Source organism: Streptomyces sp. NPDC046215, assembly GCF_040646215.1.
GTDB lineage: Bacteria > Actinomycetota > Actinomycetes > Streptomycetales > Streptomycetaceae > Streptomyces > Streptomyces stramineus.
The window spans coordinates 89,490-106,237 of record NZ_JBEYZW010000017.1; the positions used below are offsets into that span (position 1 = coordinate 89,490).

General features: G+C 70.9%; 18 protein-coding genes. 14 read left to right on the plus strand and 4 right to left on the minus strand.

Annotated features, from left to right (window positions below):
* Positions 1 to 145: 145 nt before the first annotated feature.
* The 8 genes from ABZ951_RS10615 (at position 146) to ABZ951_RS10650 (ending at position 7,408) form a co-directional block, all read left to right on the plus strand.
* Positions 146 to 1,735, plus strand: coding sequence for an acyl-CoA carboxylase subunit beta (locus ABZ951_RS10615; RefSeq protein WP_344089102.1), 1,590 nt, complete (start codon positions 146 to 148; stop codon positions 1,733 to 1,735).
* A gap of 17 nt (positions 1,736 to 1,752) precedes the next feature.
* Positions 1,753 to 1,959 (plus strand): acyl-CoA carboxylase epsilon subunit, encoded by a 207-nt coding sequence (locus ABZ951_RS10620; RefSeq protein ID WP_344089099.1) that lies wholly within the window; start codon positions 1,753 to 1,755, stop codon positions 1,957 to 1,959.
* A gap of 130 nt (positions 1,960 to 2,089) precedes the next feature.
* A complete protein-coding gene (locus tag ABZ951_RS10625) occupies positions 2,090 to 2,224 on the plus strand; it encodes a hypothetical protein (protein ID WP_344089097.1) in 135 nt (44 codons plus the stop codon).
* A gap of 105 nt (positions 2,225 to 2,329) precedes the next feature.
* Positions 2,330 to 3,796 carry a penicillin-binding transpeptidase domain-containing protein gene (locus ABZ951_RS10630; protein ID WP_344089094.1) on the plus strand — a complete coding sequence of 489 codons (1,467 nt, stop codon included), beginning with the start codon at positions 2,330 to 2,332 and terminating at the stop codon, positions 3,794 to 3,796.
* Positions 3,797 to 3,995: 199 nt separating this feature from the next.
* On the plus strand, positions 3,996 to 4,379 hold the full coding sequence (locus ABZ951_RS10635) for a hypothetical protein (RefSeq protein ID WP_344089092.1): 384 nt from the start codon (positions 3,996 to 3,998) through the stop codon (positions 4,377 to 4,379).
* Positions 4,380 to 4,629: 250 nt separating this feature from the next.
* The gene (locus ABZ951_RS10640; RefSeq protein WP_344089089.1) at positions 4,630 to 5,235 is read left to right on the plus strand and encodes a carbonic anhydrase; all 606 of its coding nucleotides are present in this window, start codon (positions 4,630 to 4,632) and stop codon (positions 5,233 to 5,235) included.
* 49 nt (positions 5,236 to 5,284) lie between these two features.
* A complete protein-coding gene (locus tag ABZ951_RS10645; protein WP_344089086.1) occupies positions 5,285 to 6,769 on the plus strand; it encodes a SulP family inorganic anion transporter in 1,485 nt (494 codons plus the stop codon).
* Between the two features lie 27 nt (positions 6,770 to 6,796).
* Positions 6,797 to 7,408 carry a nucleoside triphosphate pyrophosphatase gene (locus tag ABZ951_RS10650; RefSeq protein ID WP_344089081.1) on the plus strand — a complete coding sequence of 204 codons (612 nt, stop codon included), beginning with the start codon at positions 6,797 to 6,799 and terminating at the stop codon, positions 7,406 to 7,408.
* 27 nt (positions 7,409 to 7,435) lie between these two features.
* Here the strand turns inward: ABZ951_RS10650 and ABZ951_RS10655 are convergent, their stop codons facing one another.
* Positions 7,436 to 7,726, minus strand: coding sequence for a hypothetical protein (locus ABZ951_RS10655; RefSeq protein ID WP_344089078.1), 291 nt, complete (start codon positions 7,724 to 7,726; stop codon positions 7,436 to 7,438).
* Between the two features lie 185 nt (positions 7,727 to 7,911).
* On the opposite strand from ABZ951_RS10655, the gene ABZ951_RS10660 reads away from it, so the two are divergent.
* The 3 genes from ABZ951_RS10660 (at position 7,912) to ABZ951_RS10670 (ending at position 11,416) form a co-directional block, all read left to right on the plus strand.
* Complete coding sequence (locus tag ABZ951_RS10660) at positions 7,912 to 8,478, plus strand: DJ-1/PfpI family protein (RefSeq protein WP_344089076.1); 567 nt, start codon at positions 7,912 to 7,914, stop codon at positions 8,476 to 8,478.
* 101 nt (positions 8,479 to 8,579) lie between these two features.
* Positions 8,580 to 9,368, plus strand: coding sequence for an IclR family transcriptional regulator C-terminal domain-containing protein (locus tag ABZ951_RS10665; protein WP_344089074.1), 789 nt, complete (start codon positions 8,580 to 8,582; stop codon positions 9,366 to 9,368).
* Positions 9,369 to 9,661: 293 nt separating this feature from the next.
* Positions 9,662 to 11,416, plus strand: coding sequence for a biotin carboxylase N-terminal domain-containing protein (locus ABZ951_RS10670; protein ID WP_344089071.1), 1,755 nt, complete (start codon positions 9,662 to 9,664; stop codon positions 11,414 to 11,416).
* 75 nt (positions 11,417 to 11,491) lie between these two features.
* Here the strand turns inward: ABZ951_RS10670 and ABZ951_RS10675 are convergent, their stop codons facing one another.
* Positions 11,492 to 11,668 (minus strand): type II toxin-antitoxin system Phd/YefM family antitoxin, encoded by a 177-nt coding sequence (locus tag ABZ951_RS10675; protein WP_344089068.1) that lies wholly within the window; start codon positions 11,666 to 11,668, stop codon positions 11,492 to 11,494.
* Between the two features lie 117 nt (positions 11,669 to 11,785).
* On the opposite strand from ABZ951_RS10675, the gene ABZ951_RS10680 reads away from it, so the two are divergent.
* Positions 11,786 to 12,391 carry a helix-turn-helix domain-containing protein gene (locus tag ABZ951_RS10680; RefSeq protein ID WP_344089065.1) on the plus strand — a complete coding sequence of 202 codons (606 nt, stop codon included), beginning with the start codon at positions 11,786 to 11,788 and terminating at the stop codon, positions 12,389 to 12,391.
* A gap of 37 nt (positions 12,392 to 12,428) precedes the next feature.
* On the opposite strand, the gene ABZ951_RS10685 is transcribed toward ABZ951_RS10680, so the two are convergent.
* Together ABZ951_RS10685 and ABZ951_RS10690 are read right to left on the minus strand one after the other, a co-directional pair.
* Positions 12,429 to 13,472 carry a DeoR/GlpR family DNA-binding transcription regulator gene (locus tag ABZ951_RS10685; protein ID WP_344089062.1) on the minus strand — a complete coding sequence of 348 codons (1,044 nt, stop codon included), beginning with the start codon at positions 13,470 to 13,472 and terminating at the stop codon, positions 12,429 to 12,431.
* Positions 13,473 to 13,565: 93 nt separating this feature from the next.
* The gene (locus ABZ951_RS10690; protein ID WP_344089060.1) at positions 13,566 to 15,014 is read right to left on the minus strand and encodes an NAD(P)H-quinone dehydrogenase; all 1,449 of its coding nucleotides are present in this window, start codon (positions 15,012 to 15,014) and stop codon (positions 13,566 to 13,568) included.
* Between the two features lie 167 nt (positions 15,015 to 15,181).
* On the opposite strand from ABZ951_RS10690, the gene ABZ951_RS10695 reads away from it, so the two are divergent.
* Positions 15,182 to 15,619, plus strand: a complete 438-nt coding sequence (locus tag ABZ951_RS10695; RefSeq protein WP_344089057.1) for a gamma-glutamylcyclotransferase — start codon at positions 15,182 to 15,184, stop codon at positions 15,617 to 15,619.
* 101 nt (positions 15,620 to 15,720) lie between these two features.
* A complete protein-coding gene (locus ABZ951_RS10700) occupies positions 15,721 to 16,542 on the plus strand; it encodes a purine-nucleoside phosphorylase (protein WP_344089055.1) in 822 nt (273 codons plus the stop codon).
* Positions 16,543 to 16,748: the final 206 nt, after the last annotated feature.

Genomic DNA, 16,748 nt, shown 5'->3' on the forward strand with positions numbered 1-16,748 from the left:
AGGCCCAGCATAGGCAGGGGAATCCGGGGGAACCGAGGCAAAAAGGTGTGGCCAACGCCGCACTGCCGCAGCGCATCGCCGCGGATACGCTACGAACCGGTAACCGAGTCAGCCCATCCCTCAGGACGAGCAGGAGCCGCATCCCGTGTCCGAGCCGGAATACGACATCCACACCACCGCGGGCAAGCTCGCGGACCTGCAGCGCCGCATCGAGGAGGCGACCCACGCAGGTTCCGCCCGGGCGGTGGAGAAGCAGCACGCGAAGGGCAAGTTGACGGCCCGCGAACGCATCGAATTGCTGCTCGACGAGGGCTCGTTCGTCGAACTCGACGAGTTCGCCCGGCACCGCTCGACCAACTTCGGCATCGAGAAGAACCGGCCGTACGGGGACGGCGTCGTCACCGGGTACGGCACGGTCGACGGCCGGACGGTCTGCGTCTACTCGCAGGACTTCACGATCTTCGGTGGCTCGCTCGGCGAGGTCTACGGCGAGAAGATCGTCAAGGTCATGGACTTCGCGCTGAAGAACGGCTGCCCGGTGGTGGGCATCAACGACGGCGGTGGCGCCCGCATCCAGGAGGGCGTGGTCGCCCTCGGCCTGTTCGCCGAGATCTTCCGCCGCAACGTGCACGCCTCCGGGGTGATCCCGCAGATCTCCCTGATCGTGGGCCCGTGCGCGGGCGGCGCGGTCTACTCCCCCGCGATCACCGACTTCACGGTGATGGTCGACCAGACCTCGCACATGTTCATCACCGGCCCGGACGTCATCAAGACGGTCACCGGCGAGGACGTGGGCTTCGAGGAGCTGGGCGGCGCCCGGACGCACAACACCACCTCGGGCGTGGCGCACCACATGTCGGGGGACGAGAAGGACGCCATCGAATACGTCAAGGCGCTGCTGTCCTACCTCCCCTCCAACAACCTCTCCGAGCCTCCGGCCTACCCGGAGGACGCGGACCTGGAGCTGTCGGAGACCGACCGCGAGCTCGACACGCTCATCCCGGACTCCGCGAACCAGCCCTACGACATGCACACCGCCATCGAGCACGTGCTGGACGACGGCGAGTTCCTGGAGACCCAGGCCCTGTTCGCCCCGAACATGATCACCGGCTTCGGCCGGGTCGAGGGCCGGCCGGTCGGCATCGTCGCCAACCAGCCCCTGCAGTTCGCGGGCTGCCTGGACATCAACGCCAGCGAAAAGGCCGCGCGGTTCGTCCGGACCTGCGACGCCTTCAACGTGCCGGTGATCACCTTCGTGGACGTCCCCGGCTTCCTGCCCGGCGTGGACCAGGAGTACGGCGGCATCATCCGGCGCGGCGCCAAGCTGATCTACGCCTACGCCGAGGCCACGGTGCCGCTGATCACCGTCATCACCCGCAAGGCGTTCGGCGGCGCGTACGACGTCATGGGCTCCAAGCACCTGGGCGCCGACCTCAACCTCGCCTGGCCGACCGCCCAGATCGCGGTCATGGGCGCCCAGGGCGCGGTCAACGTCCTGCACCGCCGCACGCTCGCGGCCGCGGAGAGCCCCGAGGAGCAGGAGGAACTGCGCGCCAAGCTCATCGCCGACTACGAGGACGCGCTGCTGAACCCGTACACGGCCGCCGAGCGGGGCTACGTCGACGCGGTGATCATGCCGCACGAGACGCGCCGCCACATCGTGCGGGGGCTGCGGGTGCTGCGGGACAAGCGTGAGGCGCTGCCGCCGAAGAAGCACGGCAACATCCCGCTCTAGACCCCCGAGGAGCTGACGTGATCAAGGTCGTACGGGGCAACCCCACCCCCGAGGAGCTGGCCGCCGCCCTGGCGGTGGTCCAGGCCCGCGCGGCGGCCCGGGCCACCGCCGCGCCGGAGGCCGACGCCCGCCCGGAGTGGTCGGACCCGGCCCGCCGGGTCACCGCCCGCAGCGCGCCCCGCCCGGGCCCCCGGGCCTGGCGCACCGCGTACTGGCCCGCGTGAGGGGCCCGGCGCCGGGTCCGTCCCGGCGCCGTCCCGTGCGGCCGGACGCGGGAGATAGTCACCGCGCGCCCGGGTGACTGAGTACGCGTACTCAGGCGCCCGGGCCGCACCGGGCGGGAGCATGGAGGTCATGCTGTGGTCCGATCCGCCCGAAGAACCCCCCGAGGAGCTGCGCGAGGTGCAGGCCATGCTCCGCCGGGCGGGCTTCGTGCTGGCGGTCGGCGTGGTGGCGCTCTTCGTCATCCTCGGGCTGGGCCTGCGCTGATCCGCCACCGTCCGGTCCGGCCCCCTATGAGCGCCGCTGCAACCAAATTCTCCCCATTCGCATCCTCATCAGTGAAATGCCGCGAACCCGGGAGAGCGTCACACCATGAACAAGCCGGTGCGCCATATATCCGTCTTCATCGGAGTGCTGATCCTCGCCCTGCTGCTCCAGGCGACCTGGGTCCAGTTCGTGCGCGGTGACGAGCTCTCCGGCGACAAGAACAACCGCCGGGTGCGGATCGCCAGCTTCGCCCAGCCGCGCGGCAACATCATCGTCGGCGGCAAGCCGATCACCGGCTCCGTGGAGACCACCGGCAGCGACTTCAAGTACAAGCGGACGTTCACGGACGGCGAGCTCTACGCCCCGGTGACGGGCTACTCCTCGCAGACGTTCGGCAGCACCCAGCTGGAGAACCTCAACGACAAGCTGCTCAGCGGCACGGACGACAAGCTCTTCCTCCAGCGCACGACGGACATGCTCACGGGCAAGAAACCGCGCGGCGGCGACGTCGTCACGACGATCAACCCCAAGGCGCAGCAGGCCGCCTTCAAGGGCCTGGGCAAGTACAAGGGCGCGGTCGTGGCGCTCGACCCGCGCTCCGGCAAGGTCCTGGCGCTGGCCTCGACGCCGTCCTACGACCCCTCCGTCTTCGCCGGGGACCGCAACAAGGACACGGAAGCCTGGAAGAAGCTCCTCGACGACAAGAACAAGCCGATGACCAACCGGGCCCTGAAGGAGCGCTTCCCTCCCGGGTCGACCTTCAAGATCCTCACCGCGGCGGCGGCCCTGGAGCACGGCATCGTCTCGGACATCGACGCCAAGGGCAGCGCCCCCGTCCCGTACAAGCTCCCCCTGAGCACCACCACGATCCGCAACGACGTACAGAAAGAGGAATGCGTCAACGGCTCGATCAAGACCGGTCTCCAGTGGTCGTGCAACAACGTCTTCCTCGACCTGGCCGACAAGCTGGGCAAGGACAAGATGCGCGAGACCGCGGAGAAGTTCGGCTTCAACAACAAGAAGATCGACATTCCGGTGCGCGCCGCCGAGAGCCTCTACCCGACCAAGCTCGACCGCCCGCAGACCGCACTGACGGGCATGGGCCAGGGCAGCCTCGACAGCACCCCGCTGCAGATCGCCATGATGACCGCCGGCCTCGCCAATGACGGCAAGGTGATGAAGCCGTACATGGTCGAGGAGCTGCGCGGGCCGGACCTCAGCACGCTGGAGAAGCACAAGCCCGAGGTCATGTCGCAGGCCGTCTCCGTCGGCACGGCGAAGAAGGTGCAGGCGGCGATGGAGAACACCGCCCAGAACGGCACCGGCAAAAAGGCCCTGATCGACGGGGTCACGGTCGGCGCCAAGACCGGCACCGCCCAGCACGGCGTGAACAACGAGAAGCTGCCGTACGCCTGGTTCGTCTCCTACGCCAAGCAGGGTGACGGCTCGCCGGTGGCGGTCGCCGTCTTCATCGACCCCGAGGGGTCGGGGATCGACCGTGACGAGATTTCCGGCGGCGGCCTCGCGGGGCCCATCGCGAAGAGCGTGATGCAGGCCGTTCTCAGCAAGTGACATAGCCCGCACCGGCGGCCGGCCCGCGAGGAGAGATGTCCGCATCGATCCTGGTAAATCGGCACTCTCCGCGTTCTGCCAAACTGGCCAACTCCCCAGATACGGACTTAACTCACCAGTAATCAATAAGGCGCTGCGCCGTCACTTCCTATGACTAGAATCGATCATCACAGTCGCTCGGAGGGGAGGGAGAATCGTGATGCGTTCACGCGTGGCCGGCTTTGCCGCTACCCTGCTCACCCTCCTGCTCTCCCTGCTGCTGATCACCCAGACGGCGGACTCCGGGAGCAGCCCGGCGCCGTCCTCGGCCGTCACGACGGTCCGCGCCGCCGAGGTGGACTGCCAGGTCCCGGAGAACGAGACCGAGGGCGACGGCTGGACGCGGCTCCACCGCAACTCCGTCCGCCCGGGCGCCTCTTCACAGCCGCGACACCAGGCGCTCTCCACCACCCCCGCCGGGAACGTTCCGGCGGGTGAGGGCGTTGAACCGTGCAGCGGGCCGGCCGACCGACGAGCACTGTCGGCGGCATCCCATGGATCAAGTCGCCAACTGGGGCCCGTGCTCCAGGTCTTCCGGCACTGATCCGTCAACTCTCCTGACTCACGCGCGCCTTGCGTCCGAGGTAGGCACACACAGCCGCCTTTCCGCGCCCACGCACACACCACCCGTGGGCCGGTGCACCAGAGTCACTCCCTATTTAAAATGATTATCATCTGCTAGCTTGTCCGAGTCGATAAGTCGACTCGCAGCCGCAGCATCCACGAGACGTACCGACGACGCAACGTCTTCGATGTCCGACCGACAACGACTACCTCCAGGAGGTAAGCCGTTCATGCAGTCCCTCATCGACCACGCCCGCGCCTTTTCGACCAGCGCGCCTCAATCCACCGGGGAACTCAGCGCCCTTGAGCTGGGCCAGTCCCCCGAAGTCCTGTTCATCACCTGCTCCGACTCCCGGGTCGTGCCCACCCTCTTCACCGGCACCCGCCCCGGCGACCTGTTCGAGCTGCGCACGGCCGGCAACATCGTGCCCGCGTACAGCACCGAACACCCCTCCGGCGAGATGGCCACGGTGGAATACGCCGTCCAGGTCCTCGGCGTCCGGGACATCATCGTCTGCGGGCACTCCCACTGCGGAGCCGTGGGCGCCCTCGTCCGCGACGAGGACCTCACCCAACTGCCCGCCGTACAAGGCTGGCTGGCCCGCGGAGCCTCCGCGGGGCTGATGGGGGACGACGAAGGCCACGCGCCGGACGTCGCCGCACCGGTACAGCGCCACGCCCTCGCCCAGCTCGACCGGCTGCGGGAGTACCCCTGCGTCGCGGAACGGCTCGCCGACGGCAGGCTCGGCCTGCACGCCTGGTACTACGAAGTCCATACCGGGGCGGTCCTGGCCCACCGGACCGACGGCGACGAAGCCGCATTCCTGCCTCTGTGACCTTCGCGGGTCGCACCCGCATCGCCTTCCCCACCCACGTGAGGAATCCATGCTTCCCAAATTGAGTCCCGCTGTCTGGCAGCGCGATTTCACCGCTTCGCTCGTCGTCTTCCTCGTCGCCCTGCCCCTGTGTGTCGGCGTCGCCGTCGCCTCCGGTGTTCCCGCCGAACTCGGCCTGATCACCGGCATCGTGGGCGGCATCGTCGTCGGGGTGCTGCCCGGCAGCTCCCTCCAGGTCAGCGGACCGGCCGCCGGTCTGACCGTGCTCGTCTACGAAGCCGTGCAGACGCACGGCATCACGGCGCTCGGCGTGATCGTCCTGGCCTCCGGGGTGATCCAGCTCGTCCTCGGCTTCCTCAAGTTCGGCCGCTGGTTCCGGGCCATCTCGGTCGCCGTCGTCCAGGGCATGCTCGCCGGCATCGGCCTGGTCCTGATCTTCGGCCAGGCCTATGCGATGGGGGACCTCAAGGCCCCCAAGTCCGGCCTGGAGAAGATCGCCGGGCTGCCCGGTCTCGTCGGTGACCTCGCCGCCGACAGCAAGGCCCTCACGGCCTTCGCCGTCGGCGCGGGAACCATCGCCGTGCTCGTGCTCTGGAAGAAACTGCCCGAACGCGTCTCCCGGGTGCTGCCCGCCCCCCTGGCCGCGGTGGCACTCGCCACCGGTGCGACGGCGGTGTTCTCGCTGTCCATCGCCAAGGTGAAGGTGCAGGGCCTCTTCGAGTCCATCCAGCCGCCCGGCCTCGGCGACTTCGCCGAACTGGGCAACGTCGCGCTGCTCGGCACCGTCGTGGCCTTCACCCTCATCGCCTCCGCCGAGAGCCTCTTCAGCGCGGCGGCGGTCGACCGGCTCCACGACGGGCCGCGCACCGACTACGACAAGGAGCTGATGGCCCAGGGCGCGGGCAACGCCGTGTGCGGCGTGCTGGGCGCGCTGCCCATGACCGCGGTCATCGTGCGCAGCTCCGCCAACGTCCACGCCGGCGCCCGCACCAAGGTCTCCCGGGTCCTGCACGGCGTCTGGCTGCTGCTGTTCGCGGCGCTGTTCCCCGCGGCGCTCGGGGTCATCCCGGTCGCGGCGCTCGCGGGCGTCCTGGTGCACGCGGGCTGCAAGCTCGTCCCCTTCCGCGACCTCGTGCCGCTGTGGCGCGAGCACCGCGGCGAGGCGGTCGTCCTGGCGGTCACCGCCGTCGCGATCGTCGCCACCAACATGTTCGAGGGCGTCGTGGCCGGTCTGCTGCTGGCCGTGGCGAAGACGGCGTGGGAGACCTCGCGCGTCCACATCCGCGTCAAGGACGGCGGCACCGACGCCATCCACGTCCGGCTGACCGGCAACGCCACCTTCCTGCGGCTGCCGCACATCCTCGACACCCTGGAGGCGCTGCCGAAGGACCGGCCGATCGACCTGGACCTCTCCGGGCTGCGCCACCTCGACCACGCCTGCCAGTCCGCCCTGACGAACTGGTCCGCCCGGCACAACCAGGAGGGCACGGAGCCCGTGCGGATGCGGGGTGAGGTCGCCGCCATGGCCGACTGAGGCCGGCGATCTCATAGGCTGGCGCGCATGACCGACAGCTCTGCGCGCCGCCGCCTGATCCTCGCCTCCCAGTCCCCCGCCCGCCTCGGGCTCCTGCGTCAGGCAGGGCTCGCGCCCGAGGTGATCGTCAGCGGGGTGGACGAGGACGCGATCACCGCCGCCACCCCCGCCGAGCTGGCCCGGGTCCTCGCCGAGGCGAAGGCCGGGGCCGTGGTCACGCGGGAGGAGGCGGCGGGAGCGCTGGTCGTCGGCTGCGACTCGGTGCTGGAGCTGGACGGGCAGGCGCTCGGCAAGCCCGCCGACGCCGAGGACGCCACGGCCCGCTGGAAGACGATGCGTGGCCGGTCCGGAGTGCTCCGGACCGGCCACTGCGTGATCGACGCGGCCACCGGCCGCAGCGTGTCCGCCACCGCCTCCACGACCGTCCGGTTCGGCGAGCCGACCGACGCGGAGATCGCCGCCTACGTGGCCACCGGGGAGCCCCTGTACGTCGCGGGGGCCTTCACCCTCGACGGCCGGTCCGCGCCCTTCGTCGAGAGCATCGACGGCGACCACGGCAACGTCATCGGCCTGTCGCTCCCGCTCCTCCGCCGACTCCTCGCAGAGCTGGACGTGGCGATCACCGACCTCTGGGTGTGACCTTCAGCGCGACGGCACGCCGAATCCTCAGAGCGGCAGCACGCCGAAGGCGGGGCTGAGGAGGCCCAGCACCGGGTCGAGCGCCTGGCTGGCCTGGCTGAGCTGACCGAGCTGGTTCAGCTGGTTCAGCTTGTTGGTGGCGCCGGGGTAGATGCTCATGTCGTTGTCCGGCTTGGGCGGCTCCACCTGCGGCGGGGCCACGGCCGGCCCCCCGTTCGGGCCCGGCGGCTGCGGCATGGGCGCGGCCGAGGCGGCGGTGGCGGACAGGGCGAGGGCGGCGCCGGTGAGAGCGGCGGCTGCTGCAATGCGCTTGATCATGCCCCACCAACGAGGTCGGGGCGGCTCGGTCACCCTTCCTTGCGCCACTCGGGGGGCGCGCGCCGGGACGGCACGGGCCGTGTCCACCGGCGTCGGTGAAGTGCTCTCCCGCTTGACGGAGTTGGAGTTTCCTCGAAGGCACCACGGCGCATATTCCGGTATAGCCGACCCGAGGAGCAACAGCCGTGCCGAAGATCCTCATCATCACCGGTGACGCCGCCGAGGACCTGGAGGTCATGTATCCCTACCAGCGGCTCCTGGAGGAGGGCTACGAGGTCGACATCGCCGCGCCGACCGTGAAGCAGCTGCAGTTCGTCGTGCACGACTTCGTGTCGTCCTTCGACACCTACACCGAGAAGCCCGGCCACTGCTGGCCCGCGGACGTGGCGCTCGCCGACGTGCACCCGGCGGATTACGCGGCCGCGGTCATCCCCGGCGGCCGGGCGCCGGAGTTCCTGCGGATGAACCCGGACTTCCGGCGGGTGATCACTTCCTTCTTCGCGGAGAACAAGCCCGTCGCGCACATATGCCACGCCGCCGTCGCCCTGGCGCCCCTGGGCGTCCTCGAGGGCCGGCGGACGGCCGCGTGGCCCGCGTGCGCGCCCGATGTGGAGATGGCGGGCGGCACCTTCGTGGACGCCGAGGCGGTGGTGGACGGCAACATGGTCTCCGCCCGCGCGTGGAACGACCACCCGGCGTGGATGCGGGCCTTCGTCGAGCTGCTGCGCGAGCGGGCGCCCCTCAAGCGCTGAGGCGCGGCCCGCGCCGCGGGCCCGGCCCGGGGGCTGTGCGAAGCTGGGAGGTCGGCCTGCCGGCCGCGCACCGCCCCCGAGACGTAAGGACCCCTCCGCCCATGCCTCAGTCCGTGGACCGCGCCCTGGACATCCTGGACGCCGTCGCCGGGGCCGACGGGCCGGTCACCGCCAAGGCGCTCGCCCGGCGGACGGGCTGCGGGCTGTCGACGGTGTACGAGCTGCTGGGCGCCCTCACCGCGCGCGGGCACGTCGTCCGGACGGCCTCCGGCTACACCCTGGGCTACCGCGTCCCGGCCCTGTACGGGGCGTTCCGGCGGCAGATGCGGCTGGACGACGAGGTGCACGGTTTGCTGCTGAAGGCGCGGCGGGCGGTGGAGGCGGACACCTACTTCAGCACCTACCGGGACGGCGACATCGCGGTCCTCGCCGGAACCGCCGCCTCCTTCCCCGCCACCGGCGGCTTCTCGGTCGGCCGGGACGCCGACGGGCACGCCACGGCCCACGGGAAGGTGCTGCTGTCCGCGCTGCCCCGCGCCGCCCGGCTGCGGTACCTGGCACAGACGGGCATGCGGGCGATCACGCCCCGCACCATCACCTCGCCGGAGGTGCTGGACGCGGAGCTGAGGCGGGTGCGGCGGGAGGGGGTCGCGGTGGAGATGGAGGAGTGCGCTCCGGGGGTGGCATGTGTGGCCGTGCCGGTGCCGCTGCCGGACGGCGGCGGTGCCATAACGGCCGTCTCGGCCGCCCTGCCGCTGGAGGAGTTCCACCGGCGCGGGCGGCAGGTCACGCAGACACTGCGCCATGTGGCGGCCGAGGCCGGGCGGTTGGCCGCGCGGACCGCCCCCGGGACGCTACTCATGGGTAAGTCGGCGGGCAGGGGGGAATAGGGGTCTGCGAACCGCCTCGGACGGCCCGGGCGACCGGGCAAACTTTGCCCCACCCATTCGTAGGGACTCCACAAAGACTGCGGGCCTTCACCCGCGTTCGATCATGGAGACCTAGCACACACGGACGAGTCCCCGGTGCCCCCCGAACCCGGCGTACGGTGGGAGAACTGGGGAATCACCTTCACACGCGGGCCGCCTCCCGGCCGCTGTGTGGGCAAGCTCACCCCAAGAGTCGGGTCGGCACAGAGTGTTGCCAGTACCTAAACTCACCTTGTTTCAAGGAGGGAGCCATCGTGCGCAAGGTGCTCATCGCCAACCGTGGCGAAATCGCTGTCCGCGTTGCTCGTGCATGCCGGGACGCCGGGATCGGAAGTGTGGCGGTCTACGCCGATCCGGACCGCGACGCGTTGCATGTCCGGGCCGCCGACGAGGCGTACGCGCTGGGCGGTGACACCCCGGCGACGAGCTACCTCGACATGGCCAAGGTGCTTGCCGCGGCAGCCGAGTCCGGTGCGGACGCCATCCACCCGGGATACGGATTCCTGTCCGAGAACGCCGACTTCGCGCAGGCGGTGATCGACGCCGGGCTGACCTGGATCGGTCCGCCCCCGCAGGCGATCCGCGACCTCGGTGACAAGGTGGCGGCCCGTCACATCGCCCAGCGGGCCGGCGCGCCCCTGGTCGCCGGCACCTCGGACCCGGTCTCCGGTGCCGAGGAGGTCGTCGCGTTCGCCCGCGAGCACGGCCTGCCGATCGCCATCAAGGCCGCCTTCGGCGGTGGCGGCCGCGGCCTGAAGGTCGCCCGGACCCTCGAAGAGGTCCCGGAGCTGTACGACTCCGCCGTCCGCGAGGCGGTCGCGGCGTTCGGGCGGGGCGAGTGCTTCGTCGAGCGCTACCTCGACCGGCCGCGCCACGTCGAGACGCAGTGCCTGGCCGACAAGCACGGCAACGTCGTCGTGGTCTCCACCCGTGACTGCTCCCTGCAGCGCCGCCACCAGAAGCTGGTGGAGGAGGCCCCGGCCCCCTTCCTCTCCGAGGAGCAGAACGCCGAGCTCTACCGGGCGTCGAAGGCCATCCTGAAGGAGGCCCGCTACGAGGGTGCGGGCACGTGCGAGTTCCTCGTCGGCCAGGACGGCACGATCTCCTTCCTGGAGGTCAACACCCGGCTCCAGGTCGAGCACCCGGTGACCGAGGAGGTCACAGGCATCGACCTGGTGCGGGAGATGTTCCGCATCGCCGACGGCGAGGAGCTCGGCTACGACGACCCGCCGATGCGCGGTCATTCCTTCGAGTTCCGCATCAACGGCGAGGACCCGGGCCGCAACTTCCTCCCGGCCCCCGGCACGGTGACCCGCTTCGACCCGCCGTCGGGTCCGGGCGTGCGCCTGGACGCCGGTGTCGAGTCCGGCTCGGTCATCGGCCCGGCCTGGGACTCCCTGCTGGCCAAGCTGATCGTCACGGGTGCCACCCGTGAGCAGGCGCTCCAGCGCGCGGCGCGGGCCCTGGCCGAGTTCACCGTCGAGGGCATGGCCACGGCCATCCCCTTCCACCAGGCCGTCGTGACCGACCCGGCGTTCACCGCGGACCCCTTCAAGGTCCACACCCGCTGGATCGAGACCGAGTTCGAGAACACCATCCCCGCCTTCGCCGGCGCGGCGGTGGACGAGGACGAAGAGTCGCCCGGCCGCGAGACGGTCGTCGTCGAGGTCGGCGGCAAGCGCCTGGAGGTCTCCCTCCCCAGCTCGCTCGGCATGACCATCGCCCGCACGGCCGCCGCGGGCGGCGCGAAGCCCAAGCGGCGCGCGGCGAAGAAGGCCGGCTCGGCCGCCTCCGGCGACGCCCTGGCCTCGCCGATGCAGGGCACCATCGTGAAGGTCGCGGTCGAGGAGGGCCAGGAGGTCGCCGAGGGTGACCTCATCGTCGTCCTGGAGGCCATGAAGATGGAGCAGCCCCTGAACGCCCACCGCGCGGGCACCGTCAAGGGCATCACGGCCGAGGTCGGCGCGTCCGTCTCCTCGGGCGCCGTGATCTGCGAGATCAAGGACTGATCTCTTCCCACAGCGCCCGCGGGCCCCGACCGGTGATCCGGTCGGGGCCCGCGGGCGTTCGGCCGTCGGCCGGGCTCACCCGGCCCGCGCCGCCTCCCGCAGCCTTAACAGCTCCTCCAGGTGCCCCACCGGGATCAGCGCCGCCGCCGGCTTCCCGTATTCGCTGATGAGGATCTGCTCGTGGCCGTGGCGCACGCGGCCGACGAGCTGCCCGAGCTGGTTGCGGGCCTCGACGAGGGGATAGGTGTCCATGGGCAAAACGGTACGCACCCGCACGTCTGCGCACCGTCCCTCGATCGGATGAACGAGGCGCCCGTCCGGCCAGTGGCATTCTTTACTCGCGGGGAGCGACAGGGAGGACCGACGGCAATGGCCATGGAGAGCGCACAGGCGACACCACGACCCATGCGCGCGGACGCGCGGCGCAACTACGAGCGGCTGCTCGCCGAGGCCCGGACCGCCTTCACCGCGCACGGCACCGACGCCTCCCTGGAGGACATCGCCCGCCGCGCGGGCGTCGGCATCGGGACGCTCTACCGGCACTTCCCCAATCGCACCGCCCTGATGAGCGCCGTCTTCCAGGGGGAGGTCGACGGGCTCCTGCGCCGCTCGCGGGAGCTGCTGGCGTCCCCGGAGCCCTGCCGGGCGCTGGTGGACTGGCTGCGGACCATCGTGGCGCACGCCAGTACCTACCGGGGGCTGTCCCGGGCCCTGATGGCCGCGCAGAGCGACGAGGCGTCCGCCATGTCGCGGTGCAGCCTGCCGATGCGGGAGGCGGGCAGCAGGCTGCTCGGCCGGGCCCAGCAGGCCGGGGCGGTCCGGGCGGACGTGGACATCGCGGATCTGATGCAGCTGACCAACGCGATCTCGCTGGCGGTCGAGCAGTCCCCGGACGACCCGGAGCTGGCCGACCGGCTGCTGATGCTGACCCTGACCGGCCTCAAGGCGGGGCCCACCCGTTCCGGGCGGGCCTGACCCGCAAGGCCCGCCCGGAACGCGGAGGCACCGCCTCTCAGCGCCGCCGGGGCGCCAGATCCGCCACTCTCGCCGCCGACTGGTCCCCCAGCGGGACCGCGCTGCGCAGCTGCGGGCCCGGCGGCCCCCCCTGCACCGGGCCCGAGGGCTGGCCCGGTGCCAGGGGGTGCGCACGGCGCTGGCCCGGCAGCGGCGGCACGTCGCGGCGGCGGGCCGGGCCCGTCGCCTCGCCGCCGCCCGGGACGCCCGACGGCCCCGAGCCCGACCCCGCGCCGGGCCCCGCGACCGAGATGTGGACGCCCTGATCGGCGAGCGCCTGGAGCTCCGTGGCGGCCCGGTCGTCGTGCGCCGGGGGTTCGTCCGTCACCAGGCGGGTGATCACATCGGTCGGCACCGTCTGGAACATGGTGTCGGTGCCCAGCTTCGTGTGGTCCGCCAGCACGACCACCTCGGCCGCCGCCTGCACCAGCGCCCGGTCCACGCTCGCGGAGAGCATGTTGGACGTGGACAGACCGCGCTCGGCGGTCAGCCCGCTGCCGGACAGGAACGCCCGCGTCACCCGCAGGCCCTGCAGGGACTGCTCGGCCCCACTGCCCACCAGGGCGTAGTTGGAACCGCGCAGCGTGCCGCCGGTCATGACGACCTCGACCCGATTGGCGTGCGCCAGTGCCTGCGCGACGAGCAGGGAGTTGGTGACCACGGTCAGCCCCGGCACCCGCGCGAGCCGGCGGGCCAGCTCCTGCGTGGTGGTGCCGGCGCCGACAACGACGGCCTCGCCCTCTTCGACGAAGCTCGCCGCGAGATCGGCGATCGCCGTCTTCTCCGCGGTCGCTAGATGGGATTTCTGCGGGAAGCCGGACTCCCTGGTGAAGCCGCCCGGCAGTACCGCACCGCCGTGCCGGCGGTCGAGCAGTCCTTCTGCCTCCAAGGCCCGCACGTCACGCCGGACGGTCACTTCGGAGGTCTGGACGACACGGGCGAGCTCACGGAGCGAAACCGCTCCGTTGGCACGCACCATTTCGAGGATCAATTGACGACGTTCTGCAGCGAACACGAAACCGACAGTAACGCCAACGACCATCCGTTTTCAGCAGGTTGCAGCAATTAACGGAAGTTGTCCGCTGCCGAACGCTCCAAGTGGTATGAGAGGAACTCCGCAGAGCTGTACGGAGAGCTACGCCTCGCGCTGCGTCTTCCTCGTGTGCAACTGCCGTGCCACCTCGGCGAGCGAACCGGACAGCGAGGGGTACACCGTGAACGCGTTCGCGATCTGCTCGACGGTCAGATTGTTGTCGACCGCGATCGAAATGGGGTGAATCAGCTCGCTGGCCCGCGGTGCGACCACGACGCCGCCCACCACGATGCCCGTGCCCGGGCGGCAGAACATCTTCACGAATCCATCGCGAATGCCCTGCATCTTCGCGCGCGGATTACGCAGCAGCGGCAGCTTCACCACGCGGGCGTCAATCCGGCCGCTGTCGACATCGGCCTGCGTATAGCCGACCGTCGCAATCTCCGGATCCGTAAATACGTTCGCGGATACAGCCTTGAGGTTCAGCGGGGCCACCGCGTCGCCCAGGAAGTGGTACATCGCGATGCGGCCCTGCATCGCCGCGACCGACGCCAGCGCCAGCACGCCCGTGCAGTCACCCGCCGCGTAGACGCCCGGCGCGCTCGTCCGCGACACCCGGTCCGTCCAGATGTGCCCCGAGTCCTTCATCCGGACCCCGGACTCCTCCAGCCCGATCCCCGCCGTGTTGGGGATCGACCCGACGGCCATCAGGCAGTGGGTACCGGTGATCACCCGGCCGTCGGCCAGCGTCACCTCGACCCGGTCCCCCACCCGCTTGGCGGACTCCGCCCGGGAGCGCGCCATGACGTTCATGCCGCGGCGGCGGAAGACGTCCTCCAGGACGGCCGCCGCGTCGGGGTCCTCACCGGGCAGCACCCGGTCGCGCGAGGAGACCAGCGTCACCTTGGAGCCCAGCGCCTGGTACGCGCCGGCGAACTCCGCACCGGTCACACCGGAGCCCACCACGATGAGCTCCTCGGGGAGCTCGTCCAGGTCGTAGACCTGCGTCCAGTTCAGGATGCGCTCGCCGTCCGGCAGGGCGTCCGGGATCTCCCGCGGGTGCGCGCCCGTCGCGATCAGCACCGCGTCGGCGACCAGCGTCTCCTCGGTGCCGTCCGCGGCCGTCACCACGACCTTGCGCGAGCCGTCCGGGGCCTGGTTCGGCTCCAGCCGGCCGCGGCCGCGCAGCACGCGCCCGCCGGCCCGCGTCACCGAGGCGGTGATGTCGTGGGACTGGGCCAGCGCGAGGCGCTTCACCCGTCGGTTGACCTTGCCCAGGTCCACCCCCACGACGCGCGCCGCCTGCTCCAGGTGCGGCGTGTCGTCGGCGACGATGATCCCCAGCTCCTCGTACGAGGAGTCGAAGGTCGTCATCACCTCCGCCGTCGCAATGAGCGTCTTGGAGGGCACACAGTCGGTGAGCACCGACGCCCCGCCCAGACCGTCGCAGTCGACGACGGTCACCTCCGCGCCGAGCTGCGCGGCGACGAGCGCCGCCTCATAGCCGCCGGGTCCGCCACCGATGATCACGATCCGAGTCACGTATTCCATTGTCCCGCACCCATCAAAGCGACTTCTCCCGGGGCCTCCCTGGGGGAATCCGTACCCACATGCGTACGGGAATCCGTGCGAGGACCGGCAGGAGGTTCCGGACGAACCTCCCTTCGAAGCCTGCCATCCCAAATGCCGTCCCGCCTCACTCCCGTACCCTCGGAACCATGTCGCTCTACGCCGCGTACGCCGGCAACCTCGACGCGCGGCTGATGTCCCGCCGCGCACCTCACTCACCCCTGCGCGGCACGGGCTGGCTCTCCGACTGGCGGCTCACCTTCGGCGGCGAGCAGATGGGGTGGGAAGGGGCGCTGGCGACGGTCGTCGAGGCACCCCGTTCCCAGGTGTTCGTCGCGCTCTACGACATCGCCCCGATGGACGAGGACTCGATGGACCGTTGGGAGGGCGTCGGTCTCGACATCTACCGCCGGATGAGAGTGCGGGTGCACACCCTGGACGGCGAGGAGCCCGCCTGGCTCTACGTCCTCAACGGATACGAGGGCGGGCTGCCCTCCGCCCGCTATCTCGGCGAGATCGCCGACGCCGCGGAATCCGCCGGCGCGCCCCACGACTACGCCATGGAACTGCGCAAGCGACCCTGCTGAAGGTGACGACCTGGTCTCGTCACATTCCACAAAGCAACAATCGGAACACCGTGACCAGCGACATCTACGCGCGTAGGCGAAGAGCGGTTACCCTCGTCCGCGTGAACGCATCAGTTACTCCCGACATCCAGGCCGACCCGTACACCACGGCCGACGCCGCCGCCGCCCGCCTCCGCGAGCTCACGGGCGCCGAGACCCACGACGTCGCCCTGGTCATGGGCAGCGGCTGGCTCCCGGCCACCGAGGCGCTCGGCGCCCCCGAGGCCGAGTTCCCGGTCACCGAGCTCCCCGGCTTCACCGCCGCCGCCGTGGCCGGCCACGCGGGCACGATCCGCTCGTACAAGATCAACGACAAGCGCGCGCTCGTCTTCCTCGGCCGCACGCACTACTACGAGGGCCGCGGCGTCGCCGCCGTCGTCCACGGGGTCCGCACCTCCGTGGCCGCCGGCTGCAAGACGGTCGTCCTCACCAACGGCTGCGGCGGCCTCCGCGACGGCATGCGCCCCGGCCAGCCGGTCCTCATCAGCGATCACCTCAACCTGACGGCGACCTCCCCGATCGTCGGCGCGAACTTCGTCGACCTCACCGACCTGTACTCGCAGCGCCTGCGCACCCTCTGCAAGGAGGTGGACCCCACCCTGGAGGAGGGCGTCTACGCGCAGTTCCCCGGCCCGCACTACGAGACGCCGGCCGAGGTTCGCATGGCCCGCACGCTCGGCGCGGACCTGGTCGGCATGTCCACCACCCTGGAGGCCATCGCGGCCCGCGAGGCCGGCGCCGAGGTGCTGGGCATCTCCCTGGTCACCAACCTCGCCGCGGGCATGACGGGCGAGCCGCTGAACCACGAAGAGGTGCTCCAGGCCGGGCGCGATTCCGCTGCGCAGATGGGGCAGCTGCTGGCTCAGGTGCTTCCCAAGCTCTGACGCCGTTTCGCCTCCGGCGCGGTTTTGGGGCGGTCCTGTCGTTTGCCGGGTCCGGCGCCGTTTCCGCCTCCGGCGGGGTGGGGCCGGGCCCGTTCGCCGGGTGCCGCGCCGTTTCCGCCTCCGGCGGGGGTGGGGCCGGACCGTCGGCCCCGCCGCGTCGTGGTGCGGGGCCGTGCCGCTCCGGGGTGCCTCGGCAGGACTGCTTC